The 22299-nt window shown below is 40.1% G+C and carries 20 protein-coding genes; 15 read left to right on the top strand and 5 right to left on the bottom strand.

Annotation, left to right across the window (positions count from 1 at the left end; genetic code table 11):
* Nucleotides 1-34: 34 nt before the first annotated feature.
* Nucleotides 35-1906, bottom strand: a complete 1872-nt coding sequence (gene yidC / locus IPM95_02780) for a membrane protein insertase YidC (protein MBK9328242.1) — start codon at nucleotides 1904-1906, stop codon at nucleotides 35-37.
* A gap of 142 nt (nucleotides 1907-2048) precedes the next feature.
* On the opposite strand from yidC, the gene IPM95_02775 reads away from it, so the two are divergent.
* The 4 genes from IPM95_02775 (at nucleotide 2049) to IPM95_02760 (ending at nucleotide 5806) form a co-directional block, all read left to right on the top strand.
* A complete protein-coding gene (locus IPM95_02775) occupies nucleotides 2049-2942 on the top strand; it encodes a nucleotidyltransferase (GenBank protein MBK9328241.1) in 894 nt (297 codons plus the stop codon).
* A 75-nt stretch (nucleotides 2943-3017) separates the two neighbouring features.
* On the top strand, nucleotides 3018-4172 hold the full coding sequence (locus IPM95_02770) for a galactokinase (GenBank protein MBK9328240.1): 1155 nt from the start codon (nucleotides 3018-3020) through the stop codon (nucleotides 4170-4172).
* Between the two features lie 76 nt (nucleotides 4173-4248).
* Nucleotides 4249-5493: an MFS transporter gene (locus IPM95_02765; GenBank protein MBK9328239.1), complete on the top strand. Its 1245-nt coding sequence runs from the start codon at nucleotides 4249-4251 to the stop codon at nucleotides 5491-5493.
* An 82-nt stretch (nucleotides 5494-5575) separates the two neighbouring features.
* On the top strand, nucleotides 5576-5806 hold the full coding sequence (locus IPM95_02760; GenBank protein MBK9328238.1) for a hypothetical protein: 231 nt from the start codon (nucleotides 5576-5578) through the stop codon (nucleotides 5804-5806).
* Nucleotides 5807-5896: 90 nt separating this feature from the next.
* On the opposite strand, the gene mnmA is transcribed toward IPM95_02760, so the two are convergent.
* Both mnmA and IPM95_02750 read right to left on the bottom strand, forming a co-directional pair.
* Complete coding sequence (mnmA, locus tag IPM95_02755; protein MBK9328237.1) at nucleotides 5897-7090, bottom strand: tRNA 2-thiouridine(34) synthase MnmA; 1194 nt, start codon at nucleotides 7088-7090, stop codon at nucleotides 5897-5899.
* Nucleotides 7091-7200: 110 nt separating this feature from the next.
* A complete protein-coding gene (locus tag IPM95_02750) occupies nucleotides 7201-9669 on the bottom strand; it encodes a T9SS type A sorting domain-containing protein (GenBank protein ID MBK9328236.1) in 2469 nt (822 codons plus the stop codon).
* 131 nt (nucleotides 9670-9800) lie between these two features.
* Between IPM95_02750 and IPM95_02745 the strand changes: the two genes are divergently transcribed.
* Both IPM95_02745 and IPM95_02740 read left to right on the top strand, forming a co-directional pair.
* A complete protein-coding gene (locus IPM95_02745; GenBank protein ID MBK9328235.1) occupies nucleotides 9801-10382 on the top strand; it encodes a tRNA-(ms[2]io[6]A)-hydroxylase in 582 nt (193 codons plus the stop codon).
* Nucleotides 10383-10460: 78 nt separating this feature from the next.
* Nucleotides 10461-10898 carry a DUF2147 domain-containing protein gene (locus tag IPM95_02740; GenBank protein MBK9328234.1) on the top strand — a complete coding sequence of 146 codons (438 nt, stop codon included), beginning with the start codon at nucleotides 10461-10463 and terminating at the stop codon, nucleotides 10896-10898.
* Between the two features lie 162 nt (nucleotides 10899-11060).
* Here IPM95_02740 and IPM95_02735 read toward each other — a convergent pair whose 3' ends face one another.
* A complete protein-coding gene (locus IPM95_02735; protein ID MBK9328233.1) occupies nucleotides 11061-11372 on the bottom strand; it encodes a hypothetical protein in 312 nt (103 codons plus the stop codon).
* A gap of 138 nt (nucleotides 11373-11510) precedes the next feature.
* Nucleotides 11511-11930, bottom strand: coding sequence for a hypothetical protein (locus IPM95_02730; protein MBK9328232.1), 420 nt, complete (start codon nucleotides 11928-11930; stop codon nucleotides 11511-11513).
* Between the two features lie 496 nt (nucleotides 11931-12426).
* On the opposite strand from IPM95_02730, the gene hemF reads away from it, so the two are divergent.
* From hemF to ccoG, 9 genes are all read left to right on the top strand, one after another.
* Nucleotides 12427-13335 (top strand): oxygen-dependent coproporphyrinogen oxidase, encoded by a 909-nt coding sequence (hemF, locus tag IPM95_02725; protein ID MBK9328231.1) that lies wholly within the window; start codon nucleotides 12427-12429, stop codon nucleotides 13333-13335.
* A gap of 87 nt (nucleotides 13336-13422) precedes the next feature.
* Nucleotides 13423-14130, top strand: coding sequence for a Crp/Fnr family transcriptional regulator (locus tag IPM95_02720; GenBank protein ID MBK9328230.1), 708 nt, complete (start codon nucleotides 13423-13425; stop codon nucleotides 14128-14130).
* A gap of 91 nt (nucleotides 14131-14221) precedes the next feature.
* Nucleotides 14222-14713 (top strand): hypothetical protein, encoded by a 492-nt coding sequence (locus tag IPM95_02715; GenBank protein MBK9328229.1) that lies wholly within the window; start codon nucleotides 14222-14224, stop codon nucleotides 14711-14713.
* The gene (locus tag IPM95_02710; protein ID MBK9328228.1) at nucleotides 14710-17124 is read left to right on the top strand and encodes a heavy metal translocating P-type ATPase metal-binding domain-containing protein; all 2415 of its coding nucleotides are present in this window, start codon (nucleotides 14710-14712) and stop codon (nucleotides 17122-17124) included. The genes IPM95_02715 and IPM95_02710 overlap by 4 nt, the downstream gene beginning before the upstream one ends.
* A 77-nt stretch (nucleotides 17125-17201) precedes the next feature.
* On the top strand, nucleotides 17202-17360 hold the full coding sequence (gene ccoS, locus IPM95_02705) for a cbb3-type cytochrome oxidase assembly protein CcoS (GenBank protein ID MBK9328227.1): 159 nt from the start codon (nucleotides 17202-17204) through the stop codon (nucleotides 17358-17360).
* Between the two features lie 6 nt (nucleotides 17361-17366).
* A complete protein-coding gene (gene ccoN / locus IPM95_02700; GenBank protein ID MBK9328226.1) occupies nucleotides 17367-19496 on the top strand; it encodes a cytochrome-c oxidase, cbb3-type subunit I in 2130 nt (709 codons plus the stop codon).
* 37 nt (nucleotides 19497-19533) lie between these two features.
* A complete protein-coding gene (locus IPM95_02695; GenBank protein ID MBK9328225.1) occupies nucleotides 19534-19710 on the top strand; it encodes a CcoQ/FixQ family Cbb3-type cytochrome c oxidase assembly chaperone in 177 nt (58 codons plus the stop codon).
* Between the two features lie 42 nt (nucleotides 19711-19752).
* A complete protein-coding gene (locus IPM95_02690; protein MBK9328224.1) occupies nucleotides 19753-20886 on the top strand; it encodes a c-type cytochrome in 1134 nt (377 codons plus the stop codon).
* 1 nt (nucleotide 20887) lies between these two features.
* On the top strand, nucleotides 20888-22291 hold the full coding sequence (ccoG, locus tag IPM95_02685; GenBank protein MBK9328223.1) for a cytochrome c oxidase accessory protein CcoG: 1404 nt from the start codon (nucleotides 20888-20890) through the stop codon (nucleotides 22289-22291).
* Nucleotides 22292-22299: the final 8 nt, after the last annotated feature.

The raw sequence follows: 22299 nt of genomic DNA, 5'->3' as shown, positions 1-22299 counted from the left end.
ATTGAAAAATGTAAAATAGAATATCCGGAAGAATTTATTTACCCTTCTTCAATTCCTGTTGTTGTTTCATCATTTCCTGCATTCTTTGCTGGAAAGCGCCTTGCTTTTTCGGCTTCTTTCTGTTTTCCTGTATCTGCAGGTGAATTTTGGCTTCATCCACAAAGAATTTCTGTATAATCCAATTCTGACCGATGGTAAGTATATTGAAGAGGAAGTAGTAATAGCTTAATGCGGCAGGCTGTTTGTTAAAGATAAATAACAACATGACCGGCATTACATATTGCATTATTTTCATTTGCTGTGCCATCATATCATCGGGGCCGGCACTGGGCTGGGCCATGCTTGTAAGCTTTGTAACTGCGATAGAGGATACCGCCATAAGAATAGTAAATAAACTCAGGTGGTTTCCAATAAGCGGTATTTCAGGCCCCCATGTTACAATAGCATCAAAACTTGACAGGTCGGTTGCCCAAAGGAAGGGTTGTTGCCTTAATTCAATAGATGCAGGAAAAAACCGGTACATCGCAATCAGGATGGGCATCTGCAGCAGCATCGGCAAACATCCTCCAAAAGGACTAACGCCGGTCTGGCTGTATAGTTCCATTTGTTTTTGTCCGTATTCAGCCTGATTTGGAAATTTCTTCTTTAATTCATCCAGCTCCGGTTTCAGCACTTTCATTTTTATCATCGAAAGAGTGGATTTGTAGGTAAACGGAAAGGTGACCAGTTTGATCACTAACGCCAGAATGAAAATAATAATACCGTAGTTCGACAGAAACTTACTGAAAAAATGGAAAATAGGAATGATAAAATACTTGTTGAGCAAGCCTAAAATACTGCCGCCCAATGGTATGATAGATGTTAGGTCTGATTTGGTTGCTTTTAATTCGTCGAATTTATTGGGACCCATATACATCTGCATCTGATAACTGAACTGGTTGGATCCGTCATAAGGTATTTGTAACTGGGCTGCAACAAATTTCACGGTAGTTTTATCTTCCTCCTTGGGAAGCGTTGATTTCAGGGCAGCATCTTTATTAAAGGGTTTCCCGGAAGCGATGATTGCCGTGTTGAAAAATTTTTGCTTAAAAGAACCCCATTTCAAGGGTTGTTCAATTTTCTCGTCTACATCTTTTCCCAAAGAAAGATAATCGGACTCTTTCGCATTGTTTTCATAGTATACTCCCGCATTCGCACGTTGGTCATCAATGCCGCCTTCCTGAGAAGGCATGGACTGGCTCCAGTTCAGTGTAATGTAAGATGCATTCTTGGGAATTACATTTCCTAAGTTGGCTGCCTTTACTGTAAAATCCACTGCAAACCCTTTTCCGGTTAAAACATATTCATGTTCATACACCGTCCCGTTGCCCGCATCTATCTTATATACAACTGTGAGATTCTGTTTTCCAGAAATCTTTCGGGACGTTACATCTGAGGTAAAGAATAAATATTCGGTTTCAATGGGATTTTTTCGCTCATTGCTGTAAAAAAGCAGGTTGAAATTATTGCCCTTGTCTTCAAACAAGACAAGCGGCGTTTTATGGAATGTTTTATATTTTTTCAATTCCACCTTTTTAATGACACCTCCTTTGTTGGAAAAAGTATAGATACAGTCATCGTTTTCAATGGTGGTAAGAATTTCCTTTCCGGAAGCTGACCGGGCAAAAATACCGAAATCAGCAACGATGGCGGAGTCGTTCTTTGAGGGTGTAGTTGCAGCAGAAACACTGTCTTTTGCTGAGGCGGATTTATTCTCGTCACCTTTTGGATAGGCGGCCGTTTTCTTTGCTTCCTGCGGATGTTCTTTCTTGTATTGAGCTTCCTGCCGGCTTGTATAGATGGAAAAACCGAAAAAAATAAGTATTATAAGAGTAATACCAATGACCGTGTTTTTATCGAAATTCATTTTTTTGTAAAATTGAACGGCAAAGGTAGCAAAAATACGTTCATCCTGACCAAATCCTGTGAATAACAATAGATTAATTAATTTATTTTTAGAATTAAAACCGTATATTTTCAATAATCAATCTTTCAATTATCTTTGCAGCATGAGCAATACAACTTTAGTGATTATGGCTGCAGGTATTGGCAGCAGGTACGGCGGTGTCAAACAAGCGGATAGCTTCGGGCCAAGCGGGGAATGGCTGATGGATTATGCCATTTATGATGCACAACAGGCTGGTTTTGATGATGTTGTCATTATCACCAGAAATGATTTGTTAAGCGATATGCAGGAACATGTCAGTAAGATATGGTCTGATAAGATTCCTGTTCGTTTTGCCTTACAGCAGCCACCCACAGACGCAAATCCGGCACGTACAAAACCGTGGGGAACCGGTCAGGCTATTCTGGCAACAAAAGAACTGCTGAAAAACCCATTTGTGGTCATCAATGCGGATGACTTTTACGGAAGAGAGGCCTATGTCTCCATTCATAGATTTCTGTATACTTCCGACAATAATGCTCCAGCATTTGCTTTGGTTGGTTATCCGTTGGAAAATACGTTATCCGATATCGGAACAGTTTCAAGAGGTGTTTGTACGTTGAATGAGCACAATGAATTGGTTGCTATCACAGAAATGACTAAAATTGATTTGAAAGATGGCGTGTTGCGCAATGAAAATGAGGATCATTCTTTTACGCCTATCCCTTTTAACAGTTTTGCATCCATGAATTTCTGGGGCTTTACCTCCTATCTGTTTGATGAGCTGGATAAACAATGGAATGATTTCTATTCCATCAATCATGATGAAATGAAAGCGGAGTTCTTGATTCCAACTGTCGTATCAAAGATGATGGGAGAAGGAAAAATAAAAGTTCAGTTACTGCCGGATGGGAAAGACTGGTGCGGCGTAACCTATTCTGAAGAAAAAGATTTGGTGATTGGCGCTATCAGAAATAAAATTGCGCAGGGCATTTATCCGGACAATTTATCCTGTTAATCTAATAATCCAATGGAGTTCCATACTTCGTATGCCAGCCGGTAATATTCATCCTCAATCAACCAGTTTTGTCTGATGCTCGACCTTCAACCCTTAAAAGAAGAATTTATTCAGCTCTACGGCGATGGAGAAGTGGAATGTTATTTTTCTCCGGGCAGAGTCAATCTGATTGGTGAACATATTGATTACAACGGTGGGCTCGTGCTCCCTGCTGCCATTTCATTGGGTATCTCTGCTGTCGTAAGAAGAAAAGACGATGAAGTCATACGGATATATGCAAAAGCATACGATCAGGAGGTTTTGATACGGCTTGCCGAGATTAACCCGTTAGAAAAAGTAAGCAACTCCGGTCATTGGTCAGAATATATTGCCGCCACTTTAAAGGTCTTAATGGACAATGGAGAGAATATCAGCGGTGCCGATATTTTAATAGGCAGTGATCTTCCTTTAGGTGCCGGTTTGTCTTCCTCAGCTGCATTGGAGTGCCTGATAGCCTATATTTTCAATGAATCCTATTACCATAATAACCGGACTTCGCTTGCTTTAGATGCTCAAAGGGCGGAGCGGGAATATGTAGGCGTACAATGCGGCATTATGGATCAGTTTGCCGTGGCCAACGGAAAAAGAAATAATGCCATACTATTAAATTGCAGTACGTTGGAGTTTGAATATATCCCGATGGATTTTAAAGGCTTACGGCTGGTCATTATTAATTCCAATAAACCGCGTGCATTAGCAGAATCTAACTACAATGAACGTCGAAAAGAATGCGAGGATGCATTTGCTCTTCTGCGAACAATAGATCCAGCCGGCGATTTGTGTCATGTCCATGAAATTTCACTATCCTGTCTGGAAGATGATGTTTTATATAGAAGAGCAAAACATGTGGTATTGGAAAATAAAAGGGTTGAACAGGCCGTTGTATTATTGAAAAATGGCACAGTTGAGGCGTTTGGGCAATTGCTGACGCAATCACATATCTCTCTAGATGCGGATTATGAGGTATCGGGAAATGAACTTAATACCATCGTGCATTACAGCACACATTTTGACGGATGCATCGGTGCACGCATGACAGGTGCCGGGTTTGGCGGTTGTTGCATTGCATTGGTGGAAAACGATAAGATAGAGCGATTTATGACGTATGTCGGGAAGAAATATACCGAAAAAACGGGATTAACAGCTTCCTTTTATTTTACCGATATTGTGGACGGTGTCCGAAAGTGGTAACCGGTATAGCATAAAATTATAAAAATGGATATTCGGATAAGTCAATTTTTCCGATTTCTAAGAATCAGAAACGAGAATGGATAGCGTAGATAGTTTAGTATTGGAAGAAAAAAATTTGCCGCATGGCAAAAAAAATGAATTCCTGATCGTTTTCCTGATGGCATTCATCTGCTATCTGGCCTCTTTGGATTCCATGCTGCTTATGCCGTTAGGGAATATTATCATGAAAACCTTTCATGTTTCTCCGGCTCAGTCAACAGTTGTGGTTTCCGTATATTCTATAGTGGCAGGTATTGCCGGCTTTTTGTCTGCATCTATCATGGATCAGTTTGACCGGAAAAAACTATTGGTAGGTACTTTTATTGGGTTTATCATCGGAACCGGTTTGTGCGGATTTGCCTATAATTTTTATTTATTAATCCTGTACAGGGGCATTACCGGTATATTCGGAGGTATTGTAGGTGGTGTTTGTGTAGCCATTGTAAGCGATATCATTCCTTTTGAGCGCAGGGCAACAGCTATGAGCATTATTTCTTTGTCATTTGCTGTGGCAGCTATTACAGGTGTACCATTAGGGTTGTTTCTGGCAAAACAATACAACATACAAATGCCTTTTAAGGTATTATCCGTTATTTCAATCTTTGCGTTAATAGCCATTATCATCTGGATTCCGGCTATCAGAGAACATTTAAAGCTCAAGATTCCCATCAAAAATCCGCTGGCTGCCCTTTCGCATATTTTCAGCGATTATAATCAGGTGATGGCACTTTTGCTGGCTTTTCTGCTGGTGTTCAGCCATTATGTGGTTATACAGTTTATTGTTCCCTATATGGTGAATAATGTAGGATTCGATGAACACCTGGTTCCAGTCATGTATGCAATTGGAGGAATCTGCACCATCGCCACATCGCCCTTTATTGGAAAAATATCAGACAGAAAAGGCAATTTCCCTTCAATGGTCATTTTAGTTGTCCTGTCGTTTATTCCGATTATCTTAAGCACCCATATCAGCAGAGTGAGCATTCCGCTGGCAATTTTTGTGTGTGCCTTGTTTTTTATATTGGCAGCCGGAAGAATGATTCCCGCCTATACGCTGATGAGTGCTGCAACGACTCCCGAAAAGCGCGGAGCATTTATGAGCATGCGGTCGGCCTGTATGGAACTAGGGACAGGAATCGCATCTATTGCCAGCGGATTTATTGTAAAATTGGGAGCAGGGGGAAGAATTGAGAATTTTCACTATGTCGGTTATGTTTCGGTGCTTGCCGGTCTGGCGGCTATTTTTGTGGCTTCTAAAGTAAAGATAGTGAGTAAGATATGATGTATGTTATTTTAATTTTATGTTGATAAATTAGCTGCACTTTTAATTTTCTTTCATTATTTTTGTACAAATAATTTTTTCAATGGCAAAATTAACTAAAGTTTTCGGCGCAATTTTGTGCATTTTGGGATTCGTCTATTTTACCGTTTCCGTCTTTCTATATTTAAACAGTTCAGCTTATTTAGATTACAATACAGGCAAATTTCAGACCATGTCACAGGCTGGAGTCTTCTACTATTTTATGTTTTCTGTCATCCTTCTTGGTTTCGGAGTTTTATTGGCTAAAGACAAAGTACTCGACAATCATCATTAAAATATATTGAATTGTCTTTGTTTTCATGGTTATAAGTTTTTGTCCCCGATTTATTCGGGGATTTCTTTTCAGGATGATTTATAAAGTTAATTACGCACTAATTACACCTGAGCCAATCAGCTCATCCTGTTGGTACCAGGCCGCAAATTGACCGGGAGTAACGCCTCTTTGGAGATTTTTGAAAACAATATACAGTCCGGTTGTTTTTTTGTAAAGACAACATTCTTCCAGCGGCTGACGGTATCGTATACGGGCCTGATAAACCCTATTTTCATTGTTCTTCAAGGCGATATCTTCCCGTATCCAGTGAATGTCTTCATTTTTAATAAATAATCCCGGTCGGTTCAGTCCCCTGTGTTCTTCTCCTTCTCCTAAATAAACGATATTTTCTTTGGCATCCGTAGCGATGACGAATAAGCCTGTTTTAAACCCACCGATACCCAGCCCTTTCCGCTGGCCAATCGTGTAATAATGTGCGCCGTTGTGGTCACCTATAATTTTTCCATCTGAAGGAGAATAGGTTTGATGTTGTGTCAATTCATTTAATTCTTTATCCGAGCAGTTTCCAAAGTCATAGAACGCTTTCACCGGCAGCGCTTCATTGGGTATTAAAACCACTCTGCCTTTTTTGGGAAGCAGTTGTTGTTGTAAAAAATCCGGTAAACGAACTTTTCCTATAAAACATAAACCCTGCGAATCTTTTTTGTCTGCCGTGGTCAGTCCCAGCGATTTGGCTATTTTTCTTACTTCCGGCTTGGTGAGTTCGCCGATAGGGAAGAGCGCCTTACTTAACTGCTCCTGATTAAGCTGGCATAAAAAATAACTTTGATCTTTATTCATGTCTTTTCCTGACAGCAGCTGGTAGATGGTATTTCCATTTTCAGTATGGGATGATTTTCTGCAGTAATGTCCGGTAGCTACATATTCCGCACCGATATTCAGCGCATGTTTCAGGAAAATATCAAATTTGATTTCGCGGTTGCAGAGTATATCCGGGTTGGGAGTTCTTCCGGCTTCGTATTCAGCGAACATATAATCTACGATTCGCGTTTTATACGCATCGCTCAAATCCAGCGTTTGGAAGGGGATGCCCAGTTTTTGGGCTACCATCAGGGCGTCATTGCTGTCATCCAGCCAGGGGCAATCTCCCTGCAAGGTGACACTGCCATCATGCCAGTTTTTCATAAATAAGCCTATCACCTCATATCCCTGCTGCTGCATCAGGTAGGCAGCTACACTGGAGTCCACACCCCCTGACATTCCTACCACCACCCGTTTTTTCATGTTGCAAAATTAGCCAAATCCATAACAATACAGAAGTTATGAAATAATAAATAAAAAACCCGCAGCTGACGCTGCGGGCGAACATAACAATAAAGAAAATCCCAAAAAAATTATCGGTTGATGAGTATTTTTCTGAACGTATTTCCTTCCGGTAATCCAAACTTCAGAATGTAAGTTCCGGCGGATAAGGCGGATAAATCAATGGAAGTCTGTTTTTCCTTGATATTATTATAACTGTCCTGATAAAGGGCTTGTCCGCTGATGTTGAATAATTCCAATTGAATCGATTTAGGTTCAGATAATGAAAAATTGACCGTTATCCTATCATTTGCAGGATTCGGGTAAACATCCAGTATGTCAAAACTTCTTTCCGTTTCTATAACCGGAGTAGGAGCTGAGATGGAGAAAGATGTACTTTTGGTACAGTTATTTTTATCTTTTACAATTAGTGCATAATTTCCGGCATTCAGGTTGTTGATAATATTCGTGCTGAATTGAGATGCATTGTTTAATGTAAAATTATAAGGTGCTGTACCGCCGGTGGTTACTAACGTAGCCATATAGACATCATTGTTAATAAGCTCTGTATTTACTTTAACATCCAGAGGTTCCGGTTGTGAAATGGTAACTGTTTTTGAGGCTGAGCAGTTGTATCCGTCTTTCACCGTTACAGAATATTGTCCAGCCGACAGATTATTAACTGTTTGTCCTGACTGGCTGTTGTTCCATGAATATGTATAGGTACCGTTTCCTCCTGATGGGATCGCTTTCAGTACACCGTTATTGCCTGAATAACATGATACAGCCTGAACCGTTTCCATATTTAAATTTAAAGCAGGAGCAACGGTAATTTGAGTGGTACTGATTACGGAATCCTTGTTGGCGCCATTCACCACCACCAGTTTAACATGATAGCTGCCCGGTGTATTGAACGTATGCGATGGATTTTGCGTGGTATAGTCTGTAGTACCATTATTGTCTACATCCCATTTCCAAAGGGTGGGAGAACCCAGTGATTTATCGGTAAATTGAATGCTTAACGGAGCACAGCCGGATGTCTTATTCGGTAAGAAGTCTGCAACCATGGGATTTGTAACCGGTTGAGATGAACAGGCAGAGGTTAATTTCTTATGTTTCAGATAGCCGCAGGAAGTGGTTATGATGCTTCTTTCCAGGATTTCTGTAACATTTGGGATATCACTAATGGTATTTAAGACTCTTTTTGCAGCACCAAATCCGATGGAAGGAAACATTAACTCGCTGCTAACCGCGTTGTGCCCTTCTCCAAACGCATGTCCTAATTCATGAAGTATGATACTTTCAAAGTCATACTGACTTCCGGATGGTGCATCTGTTGTGAAATTGTAAGAGGTATTCGGATTAAAGATCATGTCAATTCCATCCGGTACAATGCTGCTGGTGCATAATGAATAAGAGGAATAAGTGACCCCTAATGCCCCTGCCGGCAACGGGCAGGAGGCGGTGGCAAATGAAACCACATTTATATTATCCATCTGGTTGGAGCAGGTTGAAGCTGTAGTTGTATTGCTGATAGTAGCATTCACTCCCGTTTTGCACTGCCATTGCTCCAGCGCTCTTACAAATGCATTTTTTGCGGCGCCGTTGTTGAAATCACTGTTTAATGTAAAGGTATAACCGCCGGAACCGTTTTGATCAAAATAGGATATTTTGTTTTTCTTATACTCAAATTGGTTGTAGGTAATATTCAGAGGGGAATTTGAAGAGATGCTGCTGCCGTTTGCGTCAATCACATTTATAAGACCGCTACCAGCACCGCCTTGTCTCATTATAGATGCACCGGGTACAATTACCCTTATCTCAGTATCTGTCCAGGATAATATATAGCTGCTGTCAGGGACAGAAGTGAATACGGAAGAAGAAGTACTGTTTGCGTCTTTAAACTGAACGGTTGCCTGTCCGGTTCTGTTGCCAAATCCGAATCCATAGATTGTTAGCACACTTTGGGTGCCTGCGCTAATTGTTGCCGGTGTAAATAAGGATATACCCGTTCCACCAATGATGTTATTGTTTGGAACGTTATTGCTGCCTATACGGTATCCGATTCCGGTTGCTTGTTTTATCAATCCGTACAAAACGGATTGGCTCGTATATTCGTCAAAAGGGCCGTTATAACTGCCCTTGATTTTGTCCTGTTCAATAAACCCCTGTGCTGCTCCGTACACTTCATATTTTTGTGCAGTGGAGGAGTGGTTTAGAGAAATGGTGTTGCTCTGCAAAAAGAAGACACCTTTTAGACCGGTCTTTAATTCGGCATTTGGATTCACTACCAGTAATTTTCCATCTATTTCACCTCCTTGTGTGATGACTTCAATGGTAGCGGGTGCACTTCCTTTAAGGCGATAGATGACCGAAACGGTATTTACCGTGTAAATGGATGATTTGTCAGCATTCCAGCAGGACCGCTGATCTATGACTTCACCTTCAATAATGGTAGGAGATTTTTTTACTCTTTCATCGATGCTAAGCTTCGATAGAAGACAGGTTGCGTTAATACAATAACAATATGTTATTGCTAACAATAATAAATAGGGTTTCATGTTATGTTTCTTTATGTTTCTAAAAAAGGGTAATGCAAATATAATACAAGTGTTTCGATTTGTCAATAGAGAAGTTAAATATAGTTAAATAATGTATTTGTAATGATCGAAAAATCGTTATTTTTGCAATTATGTTGGGTTTGAAATTAGAAACGGATCCCCGTTGGGTGAATTTAGCGGAAATGGCTGTTGAAGATATTTTGACTGACCATGCTTATTGTGAGCAGAAAGCTACGTCTACCTGTATAGCATTGATTCAACAGCATCCGGAAAGAGAATTTCTGGTGCAGAAATTGATACCGGTTGTCAGTGAAGAGTGGTCGCACTTTAAAATGGTGCTGGATGAATTGAAAAAAAGGGGACTCAGTCTGGGCGCACAGCGCAAAGATGAATATGTATTGGAACTCAATAAATTTTTCACGAAAGGAAATACCAAAGAAATACGGTTCCTGGATAATTTATTAATGGCCGCTTTAATAGAAGCTAGGAGTTGCGAGCGATTCCGGTTGCTGTCATTAGGAATCAGTGATGATGATTTGAAGCAGTTTTATCACAAACTCATGATGGCAGAGGCCACCCATTATCGCCTCTTTCTGGATCTGGCAGAATATTATTTTGATAAATTGACCGTACGGAAGCGTTGGAACGAATGGCTGGATTATGAAACTAAAGTGCTGAAGCTGCTTGAACTGAGAGGTGACAGAATGCATTGATAACTGGATTTTATTTTTAACAATAAATTATGCCATTGAATTAATGAATAACCATATTTTAGCGCTCAATTGATAAGTATGATATTGAAAACCTTGCTTTTGTTTATTTCGGTGCTGTTTACAGTTGAAACATTCGGACAATCTATGCCGGATGTATGTGGTGTATGGTGTTCCAGTGCTAAGGACTGTAAGGTGCAGTTGTATAAAAACGGCAATTCCGTAGAGGGTAAGATTATATGGCTTCGTAAAAGCAAAGATGAAAACGGGAAACCGCTGGTAGATCATAAAAATCCAGATCCTGAACTTAGAAATAAGCCGATGGTTGGTTTGAGGGTTTTGTGGGATGCTGTTTATAATCCGGTGACCAATTATTTTGAGAATGGCATAGCCTATGTTAAGGGCAGAGAGTTTTGCGGTAAATTTAAACTCAACCAGGACGGTACGCTCTCCATAACAGGTTATATCTGCAGTTTAAAGTTCCTCCGTAAAACAGATGTTTGGACCAGGGAAAGATAATCAGTTTCCATTACCGTATTTTAATATCTTGTTACAACCTGCGTGCTTTTTCAGCTTGGCTTATGCCGTTTTAAAGAAAAATCCCACAACTGTTGCATCGTGGGATATGGCAAACTATCTTATGAAAAAACTTACTGAAATGCGGAGGTGTTTCTCCGCCCTTTAATTATATTTTTTGTAGTAAGTATATTGTCTGTTGTTTTTATAATAGACAGGCCTGGCATCGCTTCTATACATGCCGTTATGCGTCTTGTCGTTTTTGGAACTCACCATCGGCCAGGTGCCGCAGCCGGAAGCGATATTTCTGTCGCAGGAAACACATAAAAATAGAATGATTGCCAATATAACTGCCGTCAGGTATGAATGATTTGTTTTATTTCCGCAAAGAACTGACAACCCCGGAGTGATTTTGTTTGCTGCTGCATTGCTCCCATTCACGGTGAACAGGGTGCAATTTTTGATTATGTCTTTCATGAGTTTGTTTTTTATGGTAATAAACGAATAGCAGAATGTTTCTTTAACCATCGGGCGGTTTGAGTTCAGGCATAGCATCGGCTGCTGTTATGCGAGGCAAGATAAGGAATGAGATGAATGGCAATTCTCGGTCAGACGCTATTTAAGCGCTAAGTTGTTTTCAACGAAAGCGTCTTTGGTAAAGATGATGTGGTTTAGATTTTTTCCTAACACCAGGTCATTGTCCATGAAAAAATAATCCACCAGCAGTTCAAAATCAATATCTGTATAGGATATTTTTATTTTGGTTCCGAAAATTTTCCATTTTCCTTTCAGCGTTCTGGTGTTCAACCCGTTTTCATCTACAAATTCGTGTTTAAACTCGTTCCTGTCATTGAATACGAGGTATTCGGAAGTGTAGTTGGCTGTTCTGAGATTTGAAATTCGCTGGAAATCATTTATTGCGCTGCTGTTGGAGTATTTCCATGTTCCGGTAATAGCACAATTTGTTTTGTCTTTCTTGGCATATCCGCTTCCGGCCAATGCCAGAAACAATGATATTAGCAGTACCTTTTTCATAGTTCATGGTTTTAAAGAAAAATGAATGAAAAAGGAATTATGTTCCTGATAGAAGAGTCTGGCTATCAGGGTTGCTTTAAGCGGGTGAATTTGTTTTTCATGGCAATTTGTTTTAATGGTTTTTCAATAACATAAATTTGCATCAGATTTTACAATTTCGCAATACATAAATACCGTGAAATTTTAAAATGAAATCCGTCGAACTGTACCTATTTATTGGTAAAACTGCGTTTCTGAGCTGAATTTCGGAGCTTTATCAGATTTTTTGTGATTTTATAAATCCTGCATCGAATGAATATAGTGACAAATAATTCCTTACAGGTATTTTTTAGTAAAGACCAATGTTGACTGACCATGGGAAAATTTGCATCTGATATACAGGTTGTGATGTGGTCGGTGCAGTGATTATTTGAGAATAGAATGCCGTAAAAAGTGATAAAATAGTATATTTACTGTATTGACTTCTTTTAATTAATGTTTGCATAAATACAATTTAATGGAAATCAGTCTGCATGTCATAAAAACGTATTTAATTGAATTGCAAAATACCATTTGTACAAACCTCGAAAAATCAGATGGTTCGGCTGTTTTTCAGTCAGATATCTGGCAACGGGCGGAAGGCGGCGGCGGGGACTCAAGAGTGATTCAAAATGGAACGGTTTTTGAAAAAGGGGGGGTGAATTTTTCACATGTTCATGGAAAACTTCCGGATGTCCTTAAAAGTGAATCGCGCCATGCGGATTATTTTCACGCTACAGGTGTATCTGTCGTCATTCATCCGCAGAATCCCTTTGTACCCATTATTCATATGAATGTCCGTTATTTCAGGATGACAGACAAAGAAGGAGGCGAAGTTACAGATGAATGGTTTGGCGGTGGAATTGATTTATCGCCGGCATATCCGAATGTGGAAGATACGCTGCATCTGCATACCTTGTTGAAAAACGTCTGTGATGCGTTTGATGCATCTTATTATCCGGAGTATAAAAAATGGTGCGATGACTATTTTACCATAAAGCACCGTCAGGAGATGCGCGGTGTAGGAGGTATCTTCTTTGACCATTTGAGACCTGAAAATCCAGGTGAAAAACGAAAACTGTTTACCTTCCTACAGGCGGTCGGAAACAGCTTTTTGCCTATCTATTCAGAGATCGTGGAACTCAATAAACTTCGTTCGTTTTCCGAAAAAAATAAAGAATGGCAATATATCCGCAGGGGCAGGTATGCCGAGTTTAATCTGGTGTACGACAGGGGCACCCATTTCGGATTAAGAACAAACGGACGTATAGAATCCATATTGATGAGCCTGCCGCCACATGCCGGGTGGAAGTATAATTTTGTACCGGACATAGACAGTGAAGAATATAAAACGCTGGATTTTTTCCAACCCCGAAACTGGCATTAGTCAATTTATTGCGGATTGTAGACAAATACATTGTCTTTTAGTTTTATATTTACTGAAAATTGCTAATATTTGATTTCAAATCGGCTTATGAAACTAATTTTCGAACACGTTGATTGCAAACATTGTTCCAACCGTTTTAATTCTGTTTTTTGCAAAACAGAACATGACAGAATGGAGGAGATTGAGGCGCTGAAGATATGTTCCACCTTTAAAAAAGGGGAGAGTATCTTCAGGGAAGGTTCCTATGCATCCGGGGTTTATTGTATCAATGCCGGAAAAATCAAATTGGCGATGATGGGAAGTGAGGGTAAGGAACAGATTATAAGAATGGCCAAACCGGGAGATATCATTGGCTATAAGGCGCTTTTATCCGGTGACAGGTACAGTGCTACGGCAACCGCCATTGAAAACTGCAATGTCTGTTTCATTCCCAGAGAGATATTTTTGGTCATTTTGCAGAAAGATGCCGGTCTTTCATTTGAAATGATGAAATTGCTGTCCAACGAGCTGAAGAATGCAGAAGAAAAAATAACCCACTTGGCCCAAAAACCGGTGAGGGAACGTGTAGCAGAAACCATCTTATTCTTAAAAGAAACCTATGGAATAGATAAGGAAAATCAAATTAATATCCTGCTGACACGGGAAGAAATAGCCAATCTGGTAGGTACTGCAACAGAAACTGCCATTCGTCTGCTTTCGGAATTCAATAAGGACCACATTATTGAATTGACCGGTAAAAAGATTAAGATACTGGATTCAGATAAGCTTGTTAAAACAGCGAATTTGTACGATTAATTCTAAAAACCTGATAAAAATCATCTTTTAAATTGATTGCAGTCATACTTATTCTTCAGAATAGGCATTAGCTTTATGTCAAATTTTGGCAATGCATAATTTGCATATTATAAATTACAATGACTTCAGTGCGGAGGAATTATGCAATTATCTGGAAGAGAGACATTATCCCCAGATTTTGGCAGATTTGGAAACTACACAAAATTACCTTGAATTCCTGTCTTCAGAAGAGCACTCCGAAACAACAGATTTAACAAATACACTGTTTCATAAATTACAGGAGGAGGTAAAGCAACTGTTTGTCAAGGATCATATTTTGTTGTTTCCGCATGTAAAAAAACACCCTGTTAGTCAGATTTCACTGGCCCCTATTAATTCCATCCATCAGCGGGTGATGGCTATTTTGCAGAAGTTGCGTGGTTTGATGAACAACTATGTCCAGCAGCCCAACTGGTCGAACCAATTTAAAATTTGCTGCAATGAATTGTATGCAATTGAACAGAATATCCAGCATATTTTGTACATTAAGGAGAATTTTTTGTGGACTAAAATTGAGAATCGTACAGCTCCTGCTCCTGAATGAACCATGAAACAATAAATAAAACGGTTTGCTTTCATTGCGGTGAAGCTAATTCAACGACAAATATCCATATCCGGGATAAATATTTCTGCTGCGAAGGCTGTAAACTGGTTTATGAATTATTGAATGAAAATAATTTATGTACATACTATGATTTAAACCAGAATCCGGGCGTTACACAAAGAATCAGGATAAGGGAGAATAAGTTTGCCTTTTTAGACGATGCCTCTATCGTGCAGAAACTGATACAGTTTACAGACGGCAATCAAACGCATATTACCTTTTACCTGCCGCAGATGCATTGCAGCTCCTGTTTGTGGTTGCTGGAAAACATTCACAGAATTAATCCGGGTGTTATTACCTCTAAAGTCAATTTCGTCCGGAAGGAAGTCTTTTTAGTATTTGACAATGCAGAGACCACACTGCGTAAGGTGGTGGAAACACTCGCTTCCATTGGCTACGAGCCGCATATCAGCTTGCAGGAGTTTAATACCGGCGCTGTCCGTTCTGTGGATCGCTCCAGGTTGTATAAACTGGGTATTGCCGGATTCTGCTTTGCCAATATCATGATGATGAGCTTTCCGGAATATTTCTCCATGGACGGATATATGGAAGAAAATATCTCCACCATACTGAAATACGTAATAGTTGTATTGTCGCTGCCGGTTTTTTTTTATGCCGCCTCCGAATTTTTTGAGTTGGCCTGGAAAGGATTGAAGAATAAATTCCTGAATATTGATGCGCCGATAGCATTGGCTATCCTGATAACGTTTTGCCGAAGCATATATGAGATTTTTTCCGGCACCGGTTCCGGATACCTCGACAGCATGAGCGGTATTGTATTTTTTATGCTGTTAGGAAGAATACTCCAGGATAAAACGTATCAGTCCATTTCATTCGACAGGGATTATAAATCATTCTTTCCGATTGCCGTCAACCTAATAAAAGATGGCAAGGCAGTTCCAACGCCCATCAGTAATATAAATGAAGGAGACATCATTCAGGTCTATAACAATGAACTGATACCGGTAGATTGTATTCTTTCCAAAGGAAAAGCGGAGATCGATTACAGTTTTGTCAGCGGTGAGAGTTTGCCGGTGCTGAAAGAACCCGGTGAAATTATTTATGCGGGGGGAAAGCAGCTGGGTGCTGCATTGGAACTGGTTGTTGTGAAAGAAGTTTCACAAAGCTATTTGACCAATCTTTGGAATAAAGATGTCTTTAAAAAGGAGGAAGAAAATACACCAAGCTCATTCATCCATATATTAAGTAAATATTTTACGTTTATCGTCCTGCTTATTGCCGTAGTGGCAGCCGCTTACTGGTTTTTGCATCAGGAGTATACGTTAATGTGGAATACATTAACGACTGTATTGATTGTTGCCTGCCCGTGTGCGTTGCTGTTGTCCGCAACATTTACCAATGGCAATATACTCCGTGTTCTGACAAAAAATAGATTGTATCTGCGCAATCCGGATGTGATTGAAACTTTGGCAGGCGTTAATCATATCGTTTTTGATAAGACAGGGACGCTTACAAAGCAAAAGAGTATTGCTGTCACTTACAGCGGAAAAGTACTGACCGGTTCAGAAAAGAAAAACCTGGCAGCTTTGCTGGCGCAGTCATCTCACCCATTAAGCAAAGCTATTCTGGAATACCTGAATATTAATTCCGTTCAGGAGACCGAGAATTTCAGAACCATTGAAGGTAAAGGTATAGAAGGTTGGATAGATGATAGATATTATAAAATAGGCTCTTATGAGTTTGTTTATGGAGATAAGATGAAAAATGCCCTGAATACATCCGTTTTTGTAAAAGCAGATGATGAGATATTCGGTACTTTTGCAATAAAGAATGCTTATCGTTTTGGATTTAAACAACTGCTGCGTCAGTTACACGCTAAATTTTCCTTATCCGTTTTATCAGGCGATAATAATGCGGAGCAGCACTTTCTGGAGTCTGTTTTAGATAAAGACGCTGAATTGTTATTCAATCAAAAGCCGGAGGAGAAACTAGCCTATATCCAACACCTGCAGAACATTCAGCATAAAAGAGTACTGATGATCGGAGATGGATTAAACGATGCCGGAGCATTAAAGCAAAGTGATGTGGGAATTGCCATTACGGAAAATGCCAATAATTTTACGCCGGCATGCGACGGAATACTGGATGCTTCTCAGTTTTCCAATGTGGATAAATTTCTCCGTTTTGCAGAAGCGGGTAAAAGGATTATTGTTATAAGTTTCATTTTATCAATTGTTTATAACGTAGTTGGAATGTATTTCGCCGTACAGGGAAGTTTATCCCCGCTGATAGCGGCTATTTTGATGCCATGCAGTTCGATCAGCATTATTCTGATTACCTTTGGTTTGAGTGAATGGTATGCATATAAATACGGATTAAGTAAAACATGATAAAAGTCATAATTAAATTTGATTGCAGTCAGTACATAAAATAAATGAAAATAATACTTTTGTAAAAGATAAAAATTATGAGCGTAATCATATTATTGTTAGCTGTCAGCCTCTTCATAGCAGGTGGATTTTTAGCCGCCTTTCTCTGGAGTATCAGGGACGGGCAGTTTGAGGATGATTATTCTCCTTCCAGAAGAATTTTATTTGATCATACTATTAATAAACCAACCAAGTGATATATTATGGAATTAGAACGATTTAGTTACGACAACCGATTGCCAAAATATTTTGCTATCGCAACGATTTTTTGGGGAGCAGTAGGAATGCTTATTGGCGTATTGATCGCCTTTCAGCTGGCATTCCCTGTATTGAATTTAGATTTGGCAGCCACTACCTTCGGCAGGCTTCGTCCGGTGCATACGAATGCGGTCATCTTTGCATTTGTGGGCAATGGTATCTTTACCGCCATTTATTACGCACTTCCCAGGCTATTGAAAACGAAAATGTTCAGTAAACTGCTTGGTAATATCCATTTTTGGGGATGGCAGTTAATTATTGTAGCAGCTGCCGTCAGTCTGATGGCAGGCTATACCACCGGAAAGGAATATGCAGAGTTGGAGTGGCCAATTGATATTGCCATTACCTTGGTCTGGGTGGTATTTGGTATCAATATGTTTGGTACCATATTAACCCGAAGGGAACGTCACTTATATGTGGCGATATGGTTCTTCATCGCTTCCTGGGTAACGGTGGCTATGCTGCATATCGTAAACTCTATGGAGTTACCCTTTTCCTGGATGAAAAGTTATTCCGCCTATGCGGGTGTTCAGGATGCATTGGTACAGTGGTGGTACGGACATAACGCGGTGGCATTCTTCTTAACGACTCCATACCTTGGATTGATGTATTACTTCATCCCTAAAGCGGCTAACAGACCGGTGTATTCTTACCGTTTGAGTATTGTACACTTCTGGTCATTGATATTTTTGTATATCTGGGCCGGTCCTCACCATCTATTATATACGGCATTGCCGGAATGGGCACAATCATTGGGGACGGCCTTCTCCATCATGTTGATTTTACCAAGCTGGGGAGGTATGTTAAACGGACTATTCACGTTGCGCGGCGCCTGGGATAAAGTGCGGGAAGATCCTATCCTGAAATTCTTCGTGGTAGGGGTAACCTGTTATGGTATGTCCACCTTCGAAGGGCCAATGTTGTCCTTGAAAAACGTGAATGCCATTTCACACTACAGTGACTGGACGATTGCGCATGTTCATATAGGAGCATTGGGATGGAATGGATTTTTAACATTCGGTATGATGTACTGGCTGATTCCGAGATTATTTAAAACTGATTTATACTCAAAGAGACTGGCAGGCACCCACTTCTGGATAGGCACTTTAGGTATCATCTTATATGCTATACCGATGTATTGGGCTGCATTCCGTTCTTATTTCATGTATAAGGCATTTACACCGGAAGGACAATTACAATACCAGTTTATTGACATCGTCCAAACCACTATACCTTTCTATGTCATGAGAGCGGTAGGTGGTACTGTTTATCTGCTGGGGGTAATAGTGATGATTTATAACTTAATCAAAACGGCGAAACAGGGAGCATTTGTAGAGAGCGAGGAAGCAGAGGCTGCGGCCTTACCTAAGGCATATGTTACTACAGGAAAAACATTCTGGCATAGTGTTATAGAAAGAAAACCTATTCTTTTGCTGGTGATGAGTTTATTTGTTGTTGCATTGGGCGGTATTTTTGAATTGATTCCAACCTTTCTGGTGAAATCCAATATTCCGACTATTGCAAGTGTTAAACCATATACTCCCCTTGAGTTACAAGGCAGAGATATATATGTCAGAGAAGGATGCTACACCTGTCACTCACAGATGATACGTCCATTCAGATATGAGGTGATGCGCTACGGAGAATATTCTAAAGCAGGTGAGTTTGTATACGATCATCCTTTCCAGTGGGGTAGTAAAAGAACCGGACCGGATTTGGCAAGGCAGGGTGGAAAGTACCCGGATAGCTGGCATTTTAACCATATGCTGGACCCTACTTCCATGTCTCCGGGATCTGTGATGCCTAAATATCCATGGTTATTTGAAAGAGATATCGATATAGCATCCACGAATTCTAAAATTCATGCCATGAGAAAACTGGGTGTTCCATATGAAGCAGGGTATGAAGCAAGGGCGAATGATGATTTGAAAATGCAGGCAGAAAAGATTAAATATAAATTGCAAATGGATAAGATAGAAATCAGCAGCAATAAGGAAATCATTGCCCTGATAGCCTATTTGCAGCGTCTCGGAAAAGATATTAAAGGTGAGCAGAAACCGACGGGAACAAATTAGCGGCAGCGAGTATTGGAAAACTGATTAAAACACGTGTATGAAATTTATAAATTATTTGGAAACCATAACAGGGGTCAGCATCTATCCCATGACGTCCTTATTGCTATTCGTGGCATTCTTTCTAATCGTTTCACTGTGGGTATGGAAAGCAGACAGCGGATTTATAGACCACATGAAAAACATACCGCTGGAAGGTGAATCTAGGGATAAATAAGTTGAGCATACCATTTTCTTATAAATACTAAAATCAATTCAGATGAAAATAAATAACCTGATAAATAATCTTAAAGCATCTTCGTTGATGTTTTTAAGCCTGCTTGTTTCGCCTGCTGTTTTTGCACAGGCAACTAATGCGGCAGCTCCTGCAGCAACGACACCCGCCGGTCTTTCCATATCTGTCAATACGGTGTTGTGTTGTGTTGCAGTTGTATTGTTGCTGATTATCGTCGTATTGGCTACGACTGTAAATAATGCCATCGAATTCTATAAGCATAACAAACAATCTGCATCCGGCGGTAATGCAAAAAATATAGTGTTGCTAATCGGGTTTCTGTTATTGACTTTCAGTGCCTTTTCACAAGATGCAGCGGCACCGGCAGCTACAGACTGGACTCCAAAGTTTTACTTTTACGGATTCTCAGTTGTCATACTTATAGAAGTAGCCATCATCTTTTTCTTCATTAAGGCATTGCGCTTTTTAACCGGAATCGAGCAATACAAAATAAACAGTCCGGAAGCAAAGAAAGAAAAATCGTTATGGGAATCCATTAACGAGTTTAAATCACTCGATGATGAAGGTAATATGGATACCGGACATAATTATGACGGCATCCGTGAATTAGATAATATTACACCTCCGTGGTTTACGGTCAGTTTTATTGCAACCATTATTTTTGCCATGATCTACATGTACAGGTATCATGTTTCACATTCAGCACCCCTCCAGATTGAAGAATTTGAAATAGAGATGAAGGCTGCCCAGGCTCAACAGGATTCTTTGTTAAAGCTCCAGGGTAATCAGGTGGATGAAAATAATGTGGCAATGCTGGATGCTGCCGGTATTTCCGGTGGTGAAAAGTTGTATGCAATGAACTGTGCTGCTTGTCACGGCGATAAAGGTCAGGGAGGTGTAGGTCCGAATCTGGCAGATGCTTATTGGATACACGGAGGTTCCATTAAAGATGTTTTTAAATCGATTAAATACGGATGGGTCGAAAAAGGAATGAAAGCCTGGAAAGATGATTTTACCCCGACTCAGATTGCCCAATTGTCCAGTTTTATTGAATCTATTAATGGAACAAATCCACCCGGAGCAAAAGAAAAACAAGGTGAATTGTATGTAGAATCAACGGGGGCCACGGCTTCTGCAGATTCCACAAAAACAAAATAACATGGATTTAGATGAACTACAGCACTCCGAATCCTACAGAGACAGAGTCAGTACTGTAACAGAAAAAGGTGCACGCAACTGGGTTTATGCCCTTAAACCTCACGGCAGGTATTATAACTACAGGAACATACTAACCATCTTCTATTTACTGGTATTTTTTGGACTTCCGTTTATCAAGGTAAACGGAATGCCATTTGTTCAGTTTAATATTCCCGAGGGGAAGTTCATATTATTCAGTAAAATCTTCTGGCCTCAGGATTTTTATATTTTTGCAATCGCCACGATTACATTTATCATCTTTATAGCATTATTCACAGTTGTCTACGGAAGATTGTTTTGCGGATGGGTTTGCCCTCAGACGATATTCATGGAATTGATATTCCGCCCGATAGAATGGCTGATTGAAGGTTCACCCGCAGAACAGAGACTGATGGATAACGGAAAATGGACAGGGAAAAAAATAGGAAAGAAAATAGTGAAACACCTGATTTTCATTCTCATCGCATTTCTCATTGCCAATACCTTCCTTTCCTATATTTTTGGTGTAAGCAGGCTGATTAAAATAATTGAAGAACCCATTTCTGAACACCTTGCCTTATTCCTTGGCTTAATTGTTTTTACAGGAATGTTTTATGCTGTCTTCGCTTTCGTTCGCGAACTTGTCTGCACCACCATTTGCCCTTACGGCAGGCTGCAGGGGGTATTGTTTGATAAAGACACCATGCTGGTCGCCTACGATTATAAACGGGGAGAAGGCCGCGCTAAATTTAAGAAAAATGAAGTACGAACGGCCGGCGATTGTATTGACTGCCACCAATGTGTCAACGTTTGCCCTACAGGGATAGACATACGGAACGGTACACAGCTGGATTGTACCAACTGCACAGCCTGTATAGATGCCTGTGACTTTATGATGGAAAAAGTGGGATTGCAGAAGGGACTCATTCGCTATGCATCTGAAAACGGAATAGCAGAAGGCAAAAAACTGGCATTTACCCCTAAGATAAAAGCATTTACTATATTGCTGGTCATATTGCTGGCCATATTGACGGTATTATTGGTCACCCGTAAAGATGTGGATGCTCATATCACCCGGACTGCCGGGCAATTATATCAGGAATTGCCGGATAATAAACTGAGCAATTTGTACAATGCGAAGATTATCAATAAAACCAAAAAGGAATTTAAGGCAGAGCTGAAACTGGAGAATGTCAAAGGAGAGATTAAATTAATCGGTGGACATGCCCTGAATCTAAAGGCAGAAACCCTGAATGAGGTGACTTTTTTTGTTATCCTGGACAGGAAAGAAATACACCAGCGGAAAAATAATGTTACTATTGCCGTGTTTAGGGAAGGTGAGAAGATACAGACCGTTAAAACCAACTTTTTAGGACCATTTTTATAAATCAAACG

The organism is Sphingobacteriales bacterium (assembly GCA_016719635.1).
Classification (GTDB): domain Bacteria; phylum Bacteroidota; class Bacteroidia; order Chitinophagales; family JADIYW01; genus JADJSS01.
The sequence above is the reverse complement of the archived record's forward strand: the minus strand, read 5'-3'. Positions and strand labels throughout refer to the sequence as shown.

Bases quoted from the DNA above. Each gene is read 5' to 3' on its own strand.
- yidC (MBK9328242.1), bottom strand. From the start codon at position 1,906: ATGAATTTCGATAAAAACACGGTCATTGGTATTACTCTTATAATACTT.
- mnmA (MBK9328237.1), bottom strand. From the start codon at position 7,090: ATGAAAAAACGGGTGGTGGTAGGAATGTCAGGGGGTGTGGACTCCAGT.
- IPM95_02760 (MBK9328238.1), top strand. From the start codon at position 5,576: ATGGCAAAATTAACTAAAGTTTTCGGCGCAATTTTGTGCATTTTGGGA.
- IPM95_02745 (MBK9328235.1), top strand. From the start codon at position 9,801: ATGTTGGGTTTGAAATTAGAAACGGATCCCCGTTGGGTGAATTTAGCG.
- IPM95_02740 (MBK9328234.1), top strand. From the start codon at position 10,461: ATGATATTGAAAACCTTGCTTTTGTTTATTTCGGTGCTGTTTACAGTT.
- IPM95_02765 (MBK9328239.1), top strand. From the start codon at position 4,249: ATGGATAGCGTAGATAGTTTAGTATTGGAAGAAAAAAATTTGCCGCAT.
- IPM95_02770 (MBK9328240.1), top strand. From the start codon at position 3,018: ATGCTCGACCTTCAACCCTTAAAAGAAGAATTTATTCAGCTCTACGGC.
- IPM95_02775 (MBK9328241.1), top strand. From the start codon at position 2,049: ATGAGCAATACAACTTTAGTGATTATGGCTGCAGGTATTGGCAGCAGG.
- IPM95_02695 (MBK9328225.1), top strand. From the start codon at position 19,534: ATGAAATTTATAAATTATTTGGAAACCATAACAGGGGTCAGCATCTAT.
- IPM95_02750 (MBK9328236.1), bottom strand. From the start codon at position 9,669: ATGAAACCCTATTTATTATTGTTAGCAATAACATATTGTTATTGTATT.
- hemF (MBK9328231.1), top strand. From the start codon at position 12,427: ATGGAAATCAGTCTGCATGTCATAAAAACGTATTTAATTGAATTGCAA.
- ccoN (MBK9328226.1), top strand. From the start codon at position 17,367: ATGGAATTAGAACGATTTAGTTACGACAACCGATTGCCAAAATATTTT.
- IPM95_02735 (MBK9328233.1), bottom strand. From the start codon at position 11,372: ATGAAAGACATAATCAAAAATTGCACCCTGTTCACCGTGAATGGGAGC.
- IPM95_02690 (MBK9328224.1), top strand. From the start codon at position 19,753: ATGAAAATAAATAACCTGATAAATAATCTTAAAGCATCTTCGTTGATG.
- IPM95_02730 (MBK9328232.1), bottom strand. From the start codon at position 11,930: ATGAAAAAGGTACTGCTAATATCATTGTTTCTGGCATTGGCCGGAAGC.
- IPM95_02710 (MBK9328228.1), top strand. From the start codon at position 14,710: ATGAACCATGAAACAATAAATAAAACGGTTTGCTTTCATTGCGGTGAA.
- ccoS (MBK9328227.1), top strand. From the start codon at position 17,202: ATGAGCGTAATCATATTATTGTTAGCTGTCAGCCTCTTCATAGCAGGT.
- ccoG (MBK9328223.1), top strand. From the start codon at position 20,888: ATGGATTTAGATGAACTACAGCACTCCGAATCCTACAGAGACAGAGTC.
- IPM95_02715 (MBK9328229.1), top strand. From the start codon at position 14,222: ATGCATAATTTGCATATTATAAATTACAATGACTTCAGTGCGGAGGAA.
- IPM95_02720 (MBK9328230.1), top strand. From the start codon at position 13,423: ATGAAACTAATTTTCGAACACGTTGATTGCAAACATTGTTCCAACCGT.